18 protein-coding genes are annotated in these 15,201 nt (G+C 38.8%); 9 read left to right on the top strand and 9 right to left on the bottom strand.

What is annotated here, in order from left to right:
- Positions 1-663 (bottom strand): fatty acid desaturase family protein (locus D7V20_RS12015; protein ID WP_407923952.1); only part of this gene is annotated, 663 nt, incomplete at its 3' end.
- A gap of 129 nt (positions 664-792) precedes the next feature.
- The gene (locus D7V20_RS12020) at positions 793-1,845 is read right to left on the bottom strand and encodes a flavin reductase family protein (RefSeq protein ID WP_120384496.1); all 1,053 of its coding nucleotides are present in this window, start codon (positions 1,843-1,845) and stop codon (positions 793-795) included.
- 174 nt (positions 1,846-2,019) lie between these two features.
- Between D7V20_RS12020 and D7V20_RS12025 the strand changes: the two genes are divergently transcribed.
- Positions 2,020-2,670 (top strand): TetR family transcriptional regulator, encoded by a 651-nt coding sequence (locus D7V20_RS12025; protein WP_120384497.1) that lies wholly within the window; start codon positions 2,020-2,022, stop codon positions 2,668-2,670.
- A 113-nt stretch (positions 2,671-2,783) separates the two neighbouring features.
- Here the strand turns inward: D7V20_RS12025 and D7V20_RS12030 are convergent, their stop codons facing one another.
- The gene (locus tag D7V20_RS12030) at positions 2,784-3,398 is read right to left on the bottom strand and encodes a thiol:disulfide interchange protein DsbA/DsbL (protein ID WP_120384498.1); all 615 of its coding nucleotides are present in this window, start codon (positions 3,396-3,398) and stop codon (positions 2,784-2,786) included.
- A 225-nt stretch (positions 3,399-3,623) separates the two neighbouring features.
- On the opposite strand from D7V20_RS12030, the gene ubiG reads away from it, so the two are divergent.
- Genes ubiG through D7V20_RS12045 form a run of 3 tightly spaced genes read left to right on the top strand, consistent with a single transcriptional unit; the run spans position 3,624 to position 5,822 of the window.
- Positions 3,624-4,337 (top strand): bifunctional 2-polyprenyl-6-hydroxyphenol methylase/3-demethylubiquinol 3-O-methyltransferase UbiG, encoded by a 714-nt coding sequence (gene ubiG, locus D7V20_RS12035; RefSeq protein ID WP_120384499.1) that lies wholly within the window; start codon positions 3,624-3,626, stop codon positions 4,335-4,337.
- A complete protein-coding gene (locus D7V20_RS12040; RefSeq protein ID WP_120384500.1) occupies positions 4,337-5,023 on the top strand; it encodes an HAD family hydrolase in 687 nt (228 codons plus the stop codon). The genes ubiG and D7V20_RS12040 overlap by 1 nt, the downstream gene beginning before the upstream one ends.
- 52 nt (positions 5,024-5,075) lie before the next feature.
- Entirely contained in the window at positions 5,076-5,822 is a 747-nt protein-coding gene (locus D7V20_RS12045; protein WP_120384501.1) for a YciK family oxidoreductase, read from the top strand.
- Here D7V20_RS12045 and D7V20_RS12050 read toward each other — a convergent pair whose 3' ends face one another.
- A complete protein-coding gene (locus tag D7V20_RS12050; protein WP_120384502.1) occupies positions 5,823-7,310 on the bottom strand; it encodes an aminotransferase-like domain-containing protein in 1,488 nt (495 codons plus the stop codon).
- Between the two features lie 111 nt (positions 7,311-7,421).
- On the opposite strand from D7V20_RS12050, the gene D7V20_RS12055 reads away from it, so the two are divergent.
- Positions 7,422-7,829, top strand: coding sequence for a hypothetical protein (locus D7V20_RS12055; protein WP_120384503.1), 408 nt, complete (start codon positions 7,422-7,424; stop codon positions 7,827-7,829).
- On the opposite strand, the gene D7V20_RS12060 is transcribed toward D7V20_RS12055, so the two are convergent.
- On the bottom strand, positions 7,789-8,679 hold the full coding sequence (locus tag D7V20_RS12060; RefSeq protein WP_120384504.1) for a LysR family transcriptional regulator: 891 nt from the start codon (positions 8,677-8,679) through the stop codon (positions 7,789-7,791). The genes D7V20_RS12055 and D7V20_RS12060 overlap by 41 nt on opposite strands.
- Positions 8,680-8,797: 118 nt before the next feature.
- On the opposite strand from D7V20_RS12060, the gene dkgB reads away from it, so the two are divergent.
- Complete coding sequence (gene dkgB / locus D7V20_RS12065) at positions 8,798-9,616, top strand: 2,5-didehydrogluconate reductase DkgB (RefSeq protein WP_120384505.1); 819 nt, start codon at positions 8,798-8,800, stop codon at positions 9,614-9,616.
- Positions 9,613-10,806: an MFS transporter gene (locus D7V20_RS12070; RefSeq protein ID WP_120384506.1), complete on the top strand. Its 1,194-nt coding sequence runs from the start codon at positions 9,613-9,615 to the stop codon at positions 10,804-10,806. The genes dkgB and D7V20_RS12070 overlap by 4 nt, the downstream gene beginning before the upstream one ends.
- Positions 10,807-10,866: 60 nt before the next feature.
- Here D7V20_RS12070 and D7V20_RS12075 read toward each other — a convergent pair whose 3' ends face one another.
- Both D7V20_RS12075 and dapB read right to left on the bottom strand, forming a co-directional pair.
- On the bottom strand, positions 10,867-11,517 hold the full coding sequence (locus tag D7V20_RS12075; RefSeq protein WP_120384507.1) for an START domain-containing protein: 651 nt from the start codon (positions 11,515-11,517) through the stop codon (positions 10,867-10,869).
- Between the two features lie 58 nt (positions 11,518-11,575).
- Positions 11,576-12,391, bottom strand: a complete 816-nt coding sequence (dapB, locus tag D7V20_RS12080; RefSeq protein ID WP_120384508.1) for a 4-hydroxy-tetrahydrodipicolinate reductase — start codon at positions 12,389-12,391, stop codon at positions 11,576-11,578.
- 290 nt (positions 12,392-12,681) lie between these two features.
- Here dapB and D7V20_RS12085 point away from each other — a divergent pair, with 290 nt between their 5' ends.
- Positions 12,682-12,882 carry a hypothetical protein gene (locus D7V20_RS12085; protein WP_120384509.1) on the top strand — a complete coding sequence of 67 codons (201 nt, stop codon included), beginning with the start codon at positions 12,682-12,684 and terminating at the stop codon, positions 12,880-12,882.
- A gap of 409 nt (positions 12,883-13,291) precedes the next feature.
- On the top strand, positions 13,292-13,489 hold the full coding sequence (locus tag D7V20_RS12090) for a hypothetical protein (protein WP_120384510.1): 198 nt from the start codon (positions 13,292-13,294) through the stop codon (positions 13,487-13,489).
- 57 nt (positions 13,490-13,546) lie between these two features.
- Here the strand turns inward: D7V20_RS12090 and dnaJ are convergent, their stop codons facing one another.
- Positions 13,547-14,659 carry a molecular chaperone DnaJ gene (gene dnaJ, locus D7V20_RS12095; RefSeq protein WP_120384511.1) on the bottom strand — a complete coding sequence of 371 codons (1,113 nt, stop codon included), beginning with the start codon at positions 14,657-14,659 and terminating at the stop codon, positions 13,547-13,549.
- 92 nt (positions 14,660-14,751) lie between these two features.
- Entirely contained in the window at positions 14,752-15,129 is a 378-nt protein-coding gene (locus D7V20_RS12100; RefSeq protein WP_120384512.1) for a hypothetical protein, read from the bottom strand.
- Positions 15,130-15,201: the final 72 nt, after the last annotated feature.

The raw sequence follows: 15,201 nt of genomic DNA on the forward strand, positions 1-15,201 counted from the left end.
ATAATCTTTTAAGATCTGACGGCGTGCTTTTTTACGGAACTTTGTTGCATCCGCCCATACTTGCTTCCAAGTCTTGGTTTTATAAACCAAAGCATCTTCCAAATGTAAGTTTTGCACACCGACATACCATTCAAAAAATACCATTAATTGAATCGCCAGCGGAATATTCAAAAGAAAACGAGGCTCCCACTTTTGTGATTCACTCACACGTAATAAACCATAACCGACATCATGGTCTTTACCGACAATATTGGTATAGGTATGGTGTATATAATTATGGGTATATTTCCAATCATCACCTGTAGACATGGTATCCCAGTCATAGTTTGCACCATTTAGACTTGGATCATTCAACCAGTCAAACTGCCCATGCATCACGTTATGACCCAATTCCATATTTTCAACAATTTTGGAAATACCCAACAATGCTGTACCGAATACCCAAACAGGTGGGATCCAACCACCAAACATTAACGCTCCACGTGAAACAATTTCGCTATAACGTACAAAATTTCGGATTTTATAAATGTACTTAGCGTCTTGTTCGCCTAAGCTATCCATCACTTCACGACGAATTTCATCGACACGGCGACCAAATTCAGCTGTTTGTTCTGGGCTTAAATGTTTTGACTTACTGTTTGGAAAACTCACTGACATATTCATGACTTTACTCCCACACCATTCATTTTTTATGAACTGTGCCTTAAATTTTGGATATACGTTCCCCTGAGCTTTAAACTTAAAACTCTGAGTTTTTAATTTTTAAATTTGAATGAAAATAAGGGCTTGAAATTACAAGTTAATTGTCACAGGACTAATCGCTTGACTAATACACAACTTAATTTGAGTATTGGAAGCATGGTCAATTTCACCTGTCAGCATATTTTTGGTTGAGCCACTCACTTTAGTACAAGTACAGGTATTACAAATCCCCATACGACAACCATGTGTAGGCTTCAAACCTGCTTGTTCAGCACTTTCTAGAAGACTTGATCTCGCCTCAAACGCTTGTTGTGAACGTAAGAACACGACTGGCTGCGCCACTAAGCTTTCATCAACTGCAATTTGGAAATACTCTTGTTTCAGTTGCTGCTCAATATTTAAATTTTGAAAAATCTGATTCAAACTTTGCATCATTGCTGATGCACCACATGCATAACTTTGACGTATTTGAAAATCAGGAACCAACTCTTCCAACAGTTCTATAGTCACATGTTGTTTGTTTTGCGTTGTATTAATTGCATGATATTTAAACTGAGCATTTTGCTGATCAAGTTGCTCCAAATCTGTATGAAATGCGTCATCACGACTAAAATAAATTAAATCAATAGAACGATTTGATACTTTTAAGGCTTCAAGTAAAAGCGAATAAATTGCGGTAATTCCACTACCCGATGCAATCAATAATATAGGTGCAACATCTTGATTAAGAACAAAATCGCCCTGCGGTTGAGAAAGTTCAACAATATTGCCAAAAGTCAGCTGAGTCAGCACGTTGGACACTTTACCTTGTTGTTTGACCGCGATGATGATGTCGCCATTGGCTAGAAATTTCACCACAGAATAACTACGTTGTTGGCGTACACCTGCAATTTCTACAGTGACAAGAATACTTTGCCCTGCTTTAAATTGTTGATGCTTAAAATTACGATTCGGACGTAATTGAATTTGATAAAAATCAGGACTTAAAGCACGTGTCTTAACCACTGTTGCTTTCACTTTTTTCCAAGCCCAAACAGGATTAATTTTTTCAGCGATAAAGTCGACAAAATCCTCTCGAATGATTTCTGGTCGATAGTCATCCTGTTGATTCATGGCTGTTTGATACTGCATATAGCTACTCATATTAAGTTCCTCTTTGTGCTTGCTATTTATTGAGTGAACAAATGTTCTTTTAGTGAACATATGTACACTATATCTGTTTTTTAGAATCAGTCAACACCTGTTCACTGACATTCGTCGTTTAATTTGTTTATTTTTTTGATAAACTCATCACAACAAAAAACTTTGGATACCAGAATGTCGATACGGGATGAACGTAAACAGCAAAGTCGACAGGCTTTACTCGATGCTGCTTTAACTTTGAGCACATCAGGTCGTTCATTTTCGAGCATTAGCTTGCGTGAAGTGGCACGAGAGGTTGGCTTAGTTCCGACGGCTTTTTATCGACATTTTCAAGACATGGATGAGCTTGGTCAGGAACTGGTCGATCAAGTTGCTTTATATCTAAAAAATGTTTTAAATCAGTTGGGCAAAGGCTTTGCTCATCCTGAAGCAAGAACGAAAACCAGTATGCAATTGTTTTTTGAAGCGGTAGATAAAAACCCACAACAATGGATCTTTATGATTTCTGAGCGTTGGGGAGGTTCTGAAGCGATACGTAAAGCCATCGCGCGTGAGATCGTTTTTTTAAATGATGATCTTGCAAATAGTCTAAAAAAGTTTGAAATCGTACAAAACTTTCATGATGAAAATGATCTAAAAGTGATTACCAATATCTTGATTAATTTATCTTTTACTTGGGCAATGTCATGGATCAGCTTGCAACGACTCTACACAGGGATCGAACTAGAACTACAAAAAATGGTTCTGCAAAAACAAGCCGTCACTCAAATTCGTCTGATTTTTAAAGGGATTGAAAATTGGGATATTCAAAAAACTGAATCATAATAAATTCAATCATTGTAAAAAAGACGCGAACAAATTGCTTTCATCGAAAAATAGAAACTCGATAAGCAATAAAAAAACCCGCAATTATTTGCGGGTTTTTGCAACTGAAAGACTTATTTGCTTTTACGTTCTTTATTGATTAAGTAATCAACGACTTGAGTCACTTTGCCGTCTTCACCTTGTACCACATATTTACCATTCACAACCACGGCTGGAACACCTGATAATTGGTATTGTGCAGCCAATTGGTTCGATTCTGCTACTTTTGCAGTGATCGCAAATGAACTATACATGCTGTTAAATTTGGCCTCAGGCACGCCATAACGTGTATAGAATTTCGCAAAAGCATCTTTATCTAGGATTTGCTGACCAGTTCCATTGGCATGGAATAATGGCAAATGCGTACGCTTACGCACACCGAGGGCTTCAGATACATAATAAGCACGTGCGCCCTGTTCCCAAAGCGGGTTCATTGCTGCAGGGGTACGAATAAAATTCACATCTTTTGGAATTTTCTTCAACCATGTTTGCATATGCGGTTCTAATTTAAAACAGTGCGGGCATCCATACCAAAAAAATTCACGTACTTCAATCTTACCTGGAACACTGACCTTTCCAGGATTTTGCACAACGGTATAGTCTTTACCTGCAACGAAATCAGCAGCCATGGTATTTGCAGAAAATGCCATAACCATTGCAGTCATGCCACCAAGAATAAATTTTTTCATTGACTTTATTGTCCTCGAAGTCGTTTTGTATAGCTTATGCACTAACTATAAAACAAATATGGGAAAATCGTTTTCCTTCTGTGAAGTTTTTTACACGATTCATCGCTTTTTTCAGAATTAACGTTACACTAGGGTCTGTTGATAATTCTTCTATGAAATACCAACAAACCTTAGCATAGCTTGAATTAATTTTTGATTAAAACAATTTACTCAGAGGTGACTGTCATGTCGCAACTTAATGTTGATCCACAAGAAATTGCAAAATTTGAAGCACTCGCTGCTTTATGGTGGGATCAACACTCTGAGTTCAGACCCTTACATCAAATTAATCCACTACGCTTAAACTGGATCGATGAGCATTCAGGTGGTTTAGCAGGCAAAAAGATTTTAGATGTGGGTTGTGGTGGCGGTATCTTGGCAGAAAGCATGGCACGTCGTGGTGCTGATGTTCTGGGTATTGATATGGGTCTCGCGCCGCTTAATGTTGCACGTCTACATGCAGAACAGGAAAATGTTCACAATATTGAATATCGTCAAGTTCCTGTTGAGCAACTTGCAGAAGAGCAAGCTGGACAATATGACATTGTGACCTGTATGGAAATGCTCGAACATGTTCCAGATCCAGCATCGATCATTCAAGCCTGCCAAAAATTGGTTAAACCGAATGGTCATGTGTTTTTTTCAACCATTAACCGTAATCCTAAATCGTATTTATTCGCCATTATCGGGGCTGAATATGTATTACGTTTATTGAAAAAAGGCACACACGATTATCATAAATTCATTAAGCCATCTGAACTTGCGGATGATATTCGCAATTCAGGTCTAAAGCTCAAAGATATGACAGGCTTACATTACAACCCATTAACCAAACATTATTGGCTTGCTCCAAATGTGGATGTGAACTATATGGTCTATACGGTAAATGAAGGTGTGTAATGCAAGCAGTACTGTTTGATTTAGATGGAACATTGATTGATACCGCAGCGGATTTTATTCGTATTATTCAACACATGTGCCGTGAAGAAGGTCATGCGGTGGTTGATGCCGATTTAATTCGCACACAAGTGTCAGAAGGCGCTCGGGCCATGGTCAAGCTGGTTTATCCTGAATTGGCTGTGGATGATCCTATTTTCCTCGCTCATCGTCAGCGTTTCTTAGATTTATACGGTGAAGATATTGCTGTGGATACAGACTTATTTCAAGGTATGTATCCTTTAATCGAAGATTTAGAAAGTCATAATATCCTATGGGGAATCGTCACCAATAAACCTCGTGGTCTGAGCGAGTCTTTGTTGCAAGCATTGAACTTAAGCGAACGTTGTGCAGTATTGGTTTGCCCTGAAGATGTGACGCATACCAAACCAGACCCTGAACCGATGTATCTTGCAGCAAGTCACTTGCAGATTGATCCAAAACAGATTATTTATGTAGGTGATCATCCACGTGATATTGATGCAGGACGAAATGCCAGTATGTATACCATACTTGCAGCTTATGGCTATTTACCTTTAGAGCACAAAGACAATTTAGATGCATGGCAAGCGGATTGTATTGTGAATAATGTGACTGAGTTACATCAAATCATCAATAAACTGGTGGATATCAAACGAATTACCGCTTAATTTAATAAGCAATTTGTATAAATAACTCAATAACAATGATAGGAGGTCTCCCATGAAATATTCAGAATATCAACCTCGCCCAGACTTATTAAAAGGGAAGATTATCCTGATTACAGGTGCGGGAGACGGTATAGGACGTGCGGCTGCACTGAGCTATGCATTACATGGTGCGACTGTGGTTTTACATGGTCGCACATTGAATAAACTTGAAGTGATTTATGATGAAATTGAGTCACTGGGTGCGCCACAGCCTGCTATTCTTCCACTACAGCTGTCAACGGCATCATCTCGAGACTATGAGTTGCTCTACGATACGCTAGAGCAGCAATTTGGGCATTTGGATGGCATTTTGCATAATGCGGGTATTCTCGGTGAACGCGTTGAATTGGCACAGTATCCTGAAGATGTTTGGGATGATGTAATGGCAGTAAATTTACGTGCGCCCTTTGTTTTAACTCAAGAATTGCTTCCTTTATTACAAAAATCTGAAAATGCATCTGTCGTTTTTGCGAGTTCTGGCGTAGGGCGTGAAGCACGTGCAGAATGGGGTGCTTATTCTGTATCTAAAATTGCCATAGAAGCAGTCAGCCAAATCTTTGCCAAAGAAAAAACCTATCCAAATATTCGTTTTAACTGCATCAATCCAGGCGGTACACGTACGGCAATGCGTGCAAAAGCTTATCCTGATGAAGACCCAAAAACATTACCGACTCCTGAAGCCATCATGCCTGCTTATCTTTACCTGATGGGTGATGACAGCTTGGATATGAACGGTCAAAGTATCGACGCTCAAGATTAATTAACTTGCTTCAAATAAACGCTCTTGTGTCAGATCAGACCTAAGAGCGTTTTTAGTCGTATCAGCAAAATGAAGCTGATTTTTAACCCAATCGCCCAACAATACAATCGCGTCTCGAATCTCTTCTGACAATTCATGCCCTGCATTCAAACGAATACAATTGTTATAGCGTTTATCCTCACCAAAAATTAAGCCGGGTACGATGTTAATACTGTGTTGCTGTGCATAATAATACATCGCCAAACTATCAATCTGCTGAGGTAACTGTAACCACAATGCATAACTGCCCTGTGGTTGATTCAAACGAATCTCTACCCCTTGAAAGCTTTGGTAAATAAACTGACGGTATTGCTCCACTTGCGCCATCAACTGGGGACGTAATTCAGTTAAATGTTGTCTATACGCTCGACTAAAAATCAAATCAGCTAGACCCAATTGTAAAGGCGTATTCACTGACACATTTTGAGTCATCAATTGAGCATGTAAGTGCTGTAAGCGTTGAGGAATACAGAACCACCCTACTCGATAAGATGTTGATAAAGATTTAGAAATAGAACCACAATAAATCACATAACCCGCTTGATCCCAGTATTTAATAGGTAAAGGGCGTTTCGCATTAAAACTACATTCGGCATAGATATCATCTTCAATCACATAACACTGATACTTGGCTGCCAATTGTGCAATTTTTTCTTTATCTGGATTACTTAAACAAAATCCCAACGGATTCTGAAAATTTGCAGTCAGTAAACACGCTTTTGCACCTGAATCCCGCATCACTTGTTCTAAACGATCAATATCGAACCCTTCTGTATTGGCAGGAATTTCAATGATTTTCCGTTTAAGCAATGCCAAAAGCTGCAACTGACCGTTGTAGTTTGGTGTCGGGATAATGATGCTATCTCCGACTTGGGTAAAACTTTGAATCACCACAGATAAAGCAGGCATACAACCATTACTGATGTAAATATCTTCTTTGGCAATATAAAAACCGTCTTCGGCCCAATGTGCTGAAAGTGCTTCTCGTAATTGTGGATGACCCTGCCGATCACTATATAAAAAATCTTCAGGCTTACAATGCTTTAAAGCACGTTGTATCGAACGGCGCAAAGCTTCCACAGGCACTAAGTTGGGTGACAATTGAATAGAACCCAAATGAATCAATCGATTATTGATCGCGGCTTCATGGATTTGGATTTGCAACTCTAAATTGGATACTTCACGTGGTCTAGACTTAAAATCGGGGTGATCAGGTACAGCGATTTGCTGAACCTTCTGTTGCGATTGCACAAAATAACCTGATTTATCCTTAACATAAATCAGCCCTTGTGCCTCCAGCAATTCATAACAACTTTTTGCAGTATTCAAACTAATCTTCTGCTGTTCTGCAAATTGACGCAATGAACTTAAACGTTGTCCCACCACCAACTCACCACAATAAATCTTTTGCGCAATTTGCTGTGCAAGTGTTTGATATTGAAAAGCCATATCTGTACCCACTTTTTAATATTTGTTGTATCTGTATCCACAAACTTAACAGATTTATGCTTCTTTCACAGCCAATTTTTTAAATATATTTGATTTGAAAGGAGAAAATAAATGAGAACAATCATCTTGCTCAGCGCTGTTTTGGGTGTAAGCGCATGTCAGCCACAACAAATCAATCGAGCTGCACAACAACAACATTTTATCTGCAAATCATTGATTGAAGGCTTCTTAAAAACCCAACGTTTAGGTGAATACCAGCTGGATCACTTACAACCCACTTTGCACCAAACTGCTTCAGTAAGAGCATACAGTTATCGTGCAAGTCGTGACATAACCATGAAAGTGAACATCCCAGCACAACAAAACCTACAGTTTGAATGTCTGCAGAACTCAGCACAACACTATGAAATTAAATTGGTTAATCCACAGCAAAATAGCAAACAGATCTTGCTGAGTTTAGACTTGCCATCACAGAAAACTATCGATACTTTGACAGCTTTTCAGCTAAAAACTCAATAAATAAACGGACACGTTTCGGCAAATGCTCTTGTTGATAATAGACCGCATGGATGCGCTGCTCATAGATTTCAATTTGCTCCTCAAACAATGCCACCAAACGCTTTTGTTTAATGTCTTGATGCACAAGGAATGCAGAGAGGCAGGTTATACCCAATCCATCTAAAGCCATCTTACGTACAGTTTCACCATTCGATGCTTTAATTTTCGGTTTGACTGTTAGTTTTACGCCATTCACATAGACAGGCCATGTATTTAAATGTGCCACCTTACTAAAACCAATTTGTGAATGATTGAGAATATCTTGCGGTGTTTTTGGATAGCCATATTTTTCCAAATACTCTGGACTTGCCACAATATATAAACGACTTTTGCAGAGCAGTCGCGCATGCAAGCTGGAGTCATTCAACTCCCCAAATCGAATCGCAACATCTGTTTTATGTTCTAATAAATCAATAATTTGATCATTACTATTCAGCTCAATTTCAATATTTGGATAGCGTTCAACAAACTCGATCATCAATGGCGTAATCACATGTAGAACAAAAGGTGTGGCTGAATCGACCCGAATTAAACCTGATGTATCACTGTCCGATTTAAGCAAAGCATCTTCTGCTTCATTCAGATCATTGACAATTTTTCGGGCTTTTTCTAAAAATAATTGCCCTTCTTGCGTCAATTTTAACTTACGTGTCGTTCGTTCTAATAACGTCACATTGAGTTTGGTTTCAAGGCGTTGCAAAGCTCGACTTACCCCAGATGTGGTCTGCTCCAAATGCTCCGCAGCAGCAACAATCGAACCACTATCCACAATACTAATAAAAGCCTGTAATTCTTCTAATGTTGATTTCATTTGAATTAATCACTTTTGATTCTTGACCAAGACGCAACAATATTTTGCATATTTCAATATTTTTAAGCAACAATAAACCCTGCAAAATACACCCAATCTTAAAAATGAAGCACAACTCATGTCTAAAATTGTTCCTCAATTCGGTGTCGGTACATTCCGTTTAACAGGTCAAACGGTCATTGATTCTGTTAAAAATGCTTTAGAGGTTGGTTATCGTGCTGTGGACACTGCTCAAATTTATGGCAATGAAGCAGAGGTTGGTCAAGCAATTACACAAAGTAAGGTTGCTCGCCAAGACTTATTCATTACCACGAAAATTTGGACAGACCACTACAAAGCCGACAAATTGATTCCAAGTTTAAAAGATAGCTTACAAAAACTCGGTACAGATGCTGTGAATCTGACTTTGATTCATTGGCCAGCACCACAACTTGGAATTTCTGTTGCTGAAATGATGCACAACCTGCTTGAAGCAAAACAGCAAGGCTTAACTGAACATATTGGTATTTCGAATTTCAATATTGATTTAACCCAACAAGCTATTGCAGCGGTGGGCTTAGACAATATTGCAACCAATCAAATTGAATTAAGTCCTTATTTGCAAAGCCCTAAGTTAGTAGATTTCTTACAATCACAACAGATTGATATCACCTCATATATGACCTTGGCTTATGGCAAAGTACTAAATGATCCTATTTTGTTTGAAATTGCCAAGCATCATCAGGCATCTACCGCACAAATTGCTTTGGCATGGGCATTGCAACAAGGTTTTTCAGTGATCCCTTCTTCAACAAAACGTGAAAATCTAATTGCCAATCTCAAAGCTCAAGACATTCAACTGTCTACTGAAGAAATGCAGATGATTGCTCAACTAGACAGAAATGGACGTGAAGTTGATCCTGAAAACTTAGCGCCTGTTTGGGATGAATCAAAATGAAAATTAACTTTCCTTTATTGGCTTTAGCCATCGGTGCGTTTGCCATAGGAACCACAGAATTTTCACCGATGGGTTTCTTGCCACAAATTGCTGAAAACTTAAATATTTCGATTCCTACAGCAGGTATGCTCATTACTGCCTATGCTTTAGGTGTCATGATTGGCGCACCTATTATGACGTTATGGTTTGGGCATTTTCCACGCCGTAAAGCACTGATTCTTGCCATGGGTATTTTTACAATTGGTAATATCCTTGCAGCAATTGCACCCAATTATTGGGGGCTAATGGGCGCGCGTATGATTACCAGTCTCAATCATGGCGTGTTCTTTGGGATCGGTTCTATTGTTGCAACCAGTGTTGTACCCAAAGACAAACAAGCCAGTGCTGTAGCGATGATGTTTATGGGCTTAACTATTGCCAATATTGGAGGCGTACCTTTAGCCACATGGGTTGGACAAAACATTGGATGGCGTATGTCTTTTGCTGCAATTGCGATATTGGGTGTAATCACCATGCTATTCCTATGGAAAGCACTCCCTGAGGGTACTGTAGGACAACGTCCTAACGTAAAAGCCGAGTTAAAAGTACTGACTCGCATGCCCGTGGTTTTAGCATTGTTGACTACAGTCATGAGTGCAGGTGCAATGTTTACGCTATACACTTACATTGCTCCAAGTTTGCAAAACATTACCCATGCAAGCCCGACATTTATCACGCTCATGTTGGTTTTGATTGGTATTGGTTTCTCTATAGGTAATCATTTAGGCGGAAAATTTGCAGACTTATCACTCACCAAAACACTCACAACATTCTTAGTGCTGTTAATGGTGATGATGCTGCTATTCCCAATTTTAGCAAAAACTCAAATCGGCGCAGCTTTGGCATTGCTGGTTTGGGGTGCAGCAGCCTTTGCCGTTGTTCCACCGCTTCAAATGCGCGTCATGTCTGTGGCACATGAAGCGCCTGGATTGGCATCTTCTGTCAATATTGGTGCATTTAATTTAGGTAATGCTGTAGGTGCAGCAGCAGGTGGTGCTGTATTGAGTATGGGCATGAGCTACGCTGCTGTTTCAATCACAGGTTCACTACTCACGGCATTAGGTTTGGTTTTAGTGTTAATTCAAATGAAGATGACTCAAGCCACTACAGCCTCTGTCACTACTGTTAAGTCTGTAGAAATCACACATTAATAGCCAATATAAAGCGCTACTCTCCAACCCATCTTGTTGACCAAGATGGGTTTTTAAATTTTATTTTAAAATATCTGGTAAAACAGGTGCTTTCGTCTTTTTTGCCAACTCTACTTTCATCCGCTGCAACATTTGATAGGGTTGTTGTTCGACCAAAAGATTGGTCACACTGGCTGGAATAGACCCTTCTGGATTGGCATGCCCAGTGGTCGACACTTTCACCTGATTCGCACCTAACTTTTGAAAGGTCCAATCACCAAAGTAATCTTTTAAACGAATATAATTGGGATTAAGTGGTTTACCCTGCTGAATTGCCGTATTTTTAATGCTAATGGTGCCATTGGCGTCTTTAGACATTTTCCCCTTCACCACCATATCTCGGTCTTTTAAAGGAAATGGAAAATCTAACACCATATAAATCGTAAATTCCCCTTTTCTATCATCACGAGATAAAATTTCAGCCTTGGCAACATTCGGTACCCATTTGGGTGTGTTATTCACATCCAAAATTAAAGTCACAGCTTTTTCAATAGGCACATCAAATACTGTTTCAGCCCTATACGATAAAACTGAGTTATTGGCATCTTTATATGTCCAAACCTTAATATTATTTTTATTAAGACTTAATTTAGCATTGCTTGGCAAAGCTGCTTGTGCAGTTAGGCTCAAAGCACTAACTGCACAAGTAAGTAACATCATTATTTTTTTCATTTTTTAATTTTCAAAAAATTGAGTCATTATTCTGATTTTATAGAAATACGCTTTACACTTAAATGTCATTTAAGCCTAAAACATCCTTCATATCGTACTTTTTGGCATCTTTGCCCACAACCCAAGCTGCTGCACGAACTGCACCCGCAGCAAAATTCATACGACTGGTCGCTTTATGAGTGACTTCAACACGCTCACCCTCACCAATAAACATTACCGTATGTTCACCGACGATATCACCACCACGAATCGTTTCAAAACCAATGGTTTCACGTTCACGCGGACCTGTATGACCTTCACGACCATAAACCGCAACTTTCTTTAAATCGCGACCCAAAGTATCAGCAATTGCCTCACCCATCATCAATGCAGTGCCTGATGGTGCATCTACTTTATGACGATGATGTGCTTCAATAATTTCGATATCCACCGTGTCATTAAATACTTTTGCAGCCAGTTCTAAAAGTTTAATCGATACATTTACACCCACTGAATAGTTTGCAGCATATACCACAGGTGTTTGAGTCGCAGATTGATTTAATACATCTTTTTGCTCATCTGAAAAGCCTGTTGTACCAATCACCATTGCCACACCAGCAGCACGACATAATTTTAGATTGTTCTCAGTCGCTGCAGGCGCAGTAAAATCAATTACCACATCGACATCTTTTAATACGTCTTCTAAATGTCCAACAACTTTAACACCAACAGCACCAATACCTGCAAGCTCACCCGCGTCAGCACCAATGAGTGAGCTTTCTGGACGTTCAACAGCTGCGGCTAGTTGATAACCCGCTTGCTGTACCGCTTGGATCAATGTGCGACCCATACGACCACCTGCGCCTACAATACCAATACGTGGAGCGACTGACATAAGATTTTCCTAAAACTAAATTTGAGAATTGCCACTACTATAACAAAACTCAGTTTTAAGACTAGGTTTCATGTTTAAAAATCGCATGAAGTTTTTTTATTTCAATAAAAACCATAGCTTATGATTTAGCCATTTTGAGCTGAATGGTGAAATAGATTAATTTATTGAAATACATCGGTAAAATTTTGAAATAATAATTCATCACCTTGTCACTTTTTCATCAAAGTGCAAAAAATACACAGCAGACTACTGCCACGAATGAAAATAACAGTGATTATAAGGAGATCAATATGCATTCGAATAAAATGGCTTTCGTAATAGTGATGGGCATAGCAATGGCATTTTCACAGGCTTGGGCCGCTGACTCAGCACCAGTAATGACACCAGCGCCAACTGAAGAAAAAACTACCCTACAAACAGATTCAAACACTTCAACAGAACCACCCGTAGAAGTGAAAATTGAAGATATTGATGCACCTATTTTGGAATAATCGATAGTTCATGTACAAATTAAAGAGATATTTAAGCTATCTCTTTAATTCTTTTATAAAGTTAAAATTAAAATAAATCCTAGATATTAAAACTCATACTTATTCAAAAAATAATATCAAATAAGAAACTACACCAATTTTTGAAATTAACTGAATATAATGAAATTACTTTCTACTTTTTTTATCAAGCAAATATAATTCAATGTTGTAATCGCGTTAGGCGACGCGGAGGTATAGGACGTACTTCTCGCCCAACCAAGGATTTTTGTAACTCTTAGGAGATATATCTCTCATCCATTAAAAGTTAAACATTGCCTACACAAATTCATCTAAGTTTTTCAATGTAATGTGGGGCAATACATGCTTTTATCATTACATTCTTTCTTTAATTTTTGTAGGTTGATATTAAATGCGTTTAATTAAAATGACTTTGGGTTTTATTCTAGCCATTCACCTCAATCATTCATGGGCTGAAGATACGCAAGTAAAATCATCAACAGATACAAAGGCAACCATACCACAGCCCACACCACAAGATGATGACGAAATTGATGCTGCTCCAGACAATACCGATTTGATAGATGCGGAAAACGTTGAAAATAAATAAACCAATAAAAAAGGGAGATATGAAACATATCTCCCTTTAATTTATACAATCAATTACTTAGTCAAATAAACGATCAAAGAATGATTTTTTCTTAGGTGACGACTTACTGTCTTCTCCATCCATCGTGACTTGAAGTTCTTTCAATAATTCACGTTGACGTGCAGTTAAATGTACTGGCGTTTCTACTACGATACGGCAAAGTAAATCACCTTGCATACTGCTACGCACAGGTTTCACACCTTTACCACGCAGACGGAACATTTTGCCTGTTTGAGTCCCTTCAGGTACTTTTAAATTCACACGACCATCTAAAGTCGGAATCTCAAGTTCTTTACCCAAAGCAGCATCTGCAATACTTACAGGGACATCCATATACAAATCAGCGCCATCACGTTGGAAAATTTCGTGTTCACGAACAACCACTTCTACATATAAGTCGCCTGATTGACCATCACGAATCGCTTCACCTTTACCTGTTAAACGAACGCGATCACCATTGTCCACACCAGCAGGAATAGTGACTTCAAGGGTTTGTTGACGATCTGTTACACCTGAACCATGACACTTCGTACATGGGTTCTTAATAATTTTGCCTTGTCCACGACAAGTACTACATGTTTGCTGAACAGAGAAGAAACCTTGTTGCATACGCACTTGACCTGCGCCATGACAAGTCTTACACGTTTCTACATCATTTGGATTTTTTGAACCTTTACCATCACATACATCACACGGTGCAGGAGCAGTAAAAGTAATGGTCTTTTTAACCCCTTTAACTGCTTCTTCAAGGCTTAATTCCATCACATAACGTAGGTCAGAGCCACGGCGTGCACGTTGTTGACCTCGACCACCACCACCAAAAGCACCACCAAAAATATCACCAAACTGGCTAAAAATGTCTTCGGCGCTGAATCCTCCACCGAAGCCACCACCACCCATACCACCTTCAAAAGCATTGTGCCCCATACGGTCGTACATGCTGCGTTTTTCACCATCAGATAGAATTTCATAAGCTTCCGAAGCTTCTTTGAATTTTTCTTCAGCTTCTGAATTATCTGGGTTACGATCTGGATGATATTTCATCGCCAACTTACGGTAGGCTTTTTTAATTTCATCATCACTAGCGGTCTTAGTAACACCTAAAACCTCATAATAATCACGTTTAGCCATGTTTGGCGATGCTCCACAAAATTTGACAATATTTCTATGCAAACTTAATTGGGGGCATTAATTCTTTTTACAAGTTTGAATTTTAGATTTTTTTAAAATACTGCTTTTTTCTGTAAGTATTTAGTAAAACCTTTGAGCCACGCATTCAATAGAAATAACCATGCAATTGCGCTAAACACAACACCTGCAACCGTACATGCTTTAACCCAAATGAAACTATCCCAATAAAAAAAGATCAGCGGAATAAACCAAAGCGCTGCAAAAAGTGCAAGCATTAAAAAAATCACAGCATTACGCATCACCCATAATGCTTGAGCGTGCATCCATACTTCTACATCATTCGCTATGCTTACTTTTCGGGCTAACCAGTAAGCAAGTACAGCCGTAACCACCGTAAATAATGCAAGAAACATGAATATATAAGAACTCGTTATATAACGACGCTGCTTTTCTAAATTGTCTTGCCCCATGGGTGTTTCTAACCTCAAATCCACTGCATATCCCTTTATTTCTAATGCAATGAAATTTCCTATGTTATTTCT

The sequence above is a fragment of the Acinetobacter rongchengensis genome (genome assembly GCF_003611475.1).
Lineage (GTDB): Bacteria > Pseudomonadota > Gammaproteobacteria > Pseudomonadales > Moraxellaceae > Acinetobacter > Acinetobacter rongchengensis.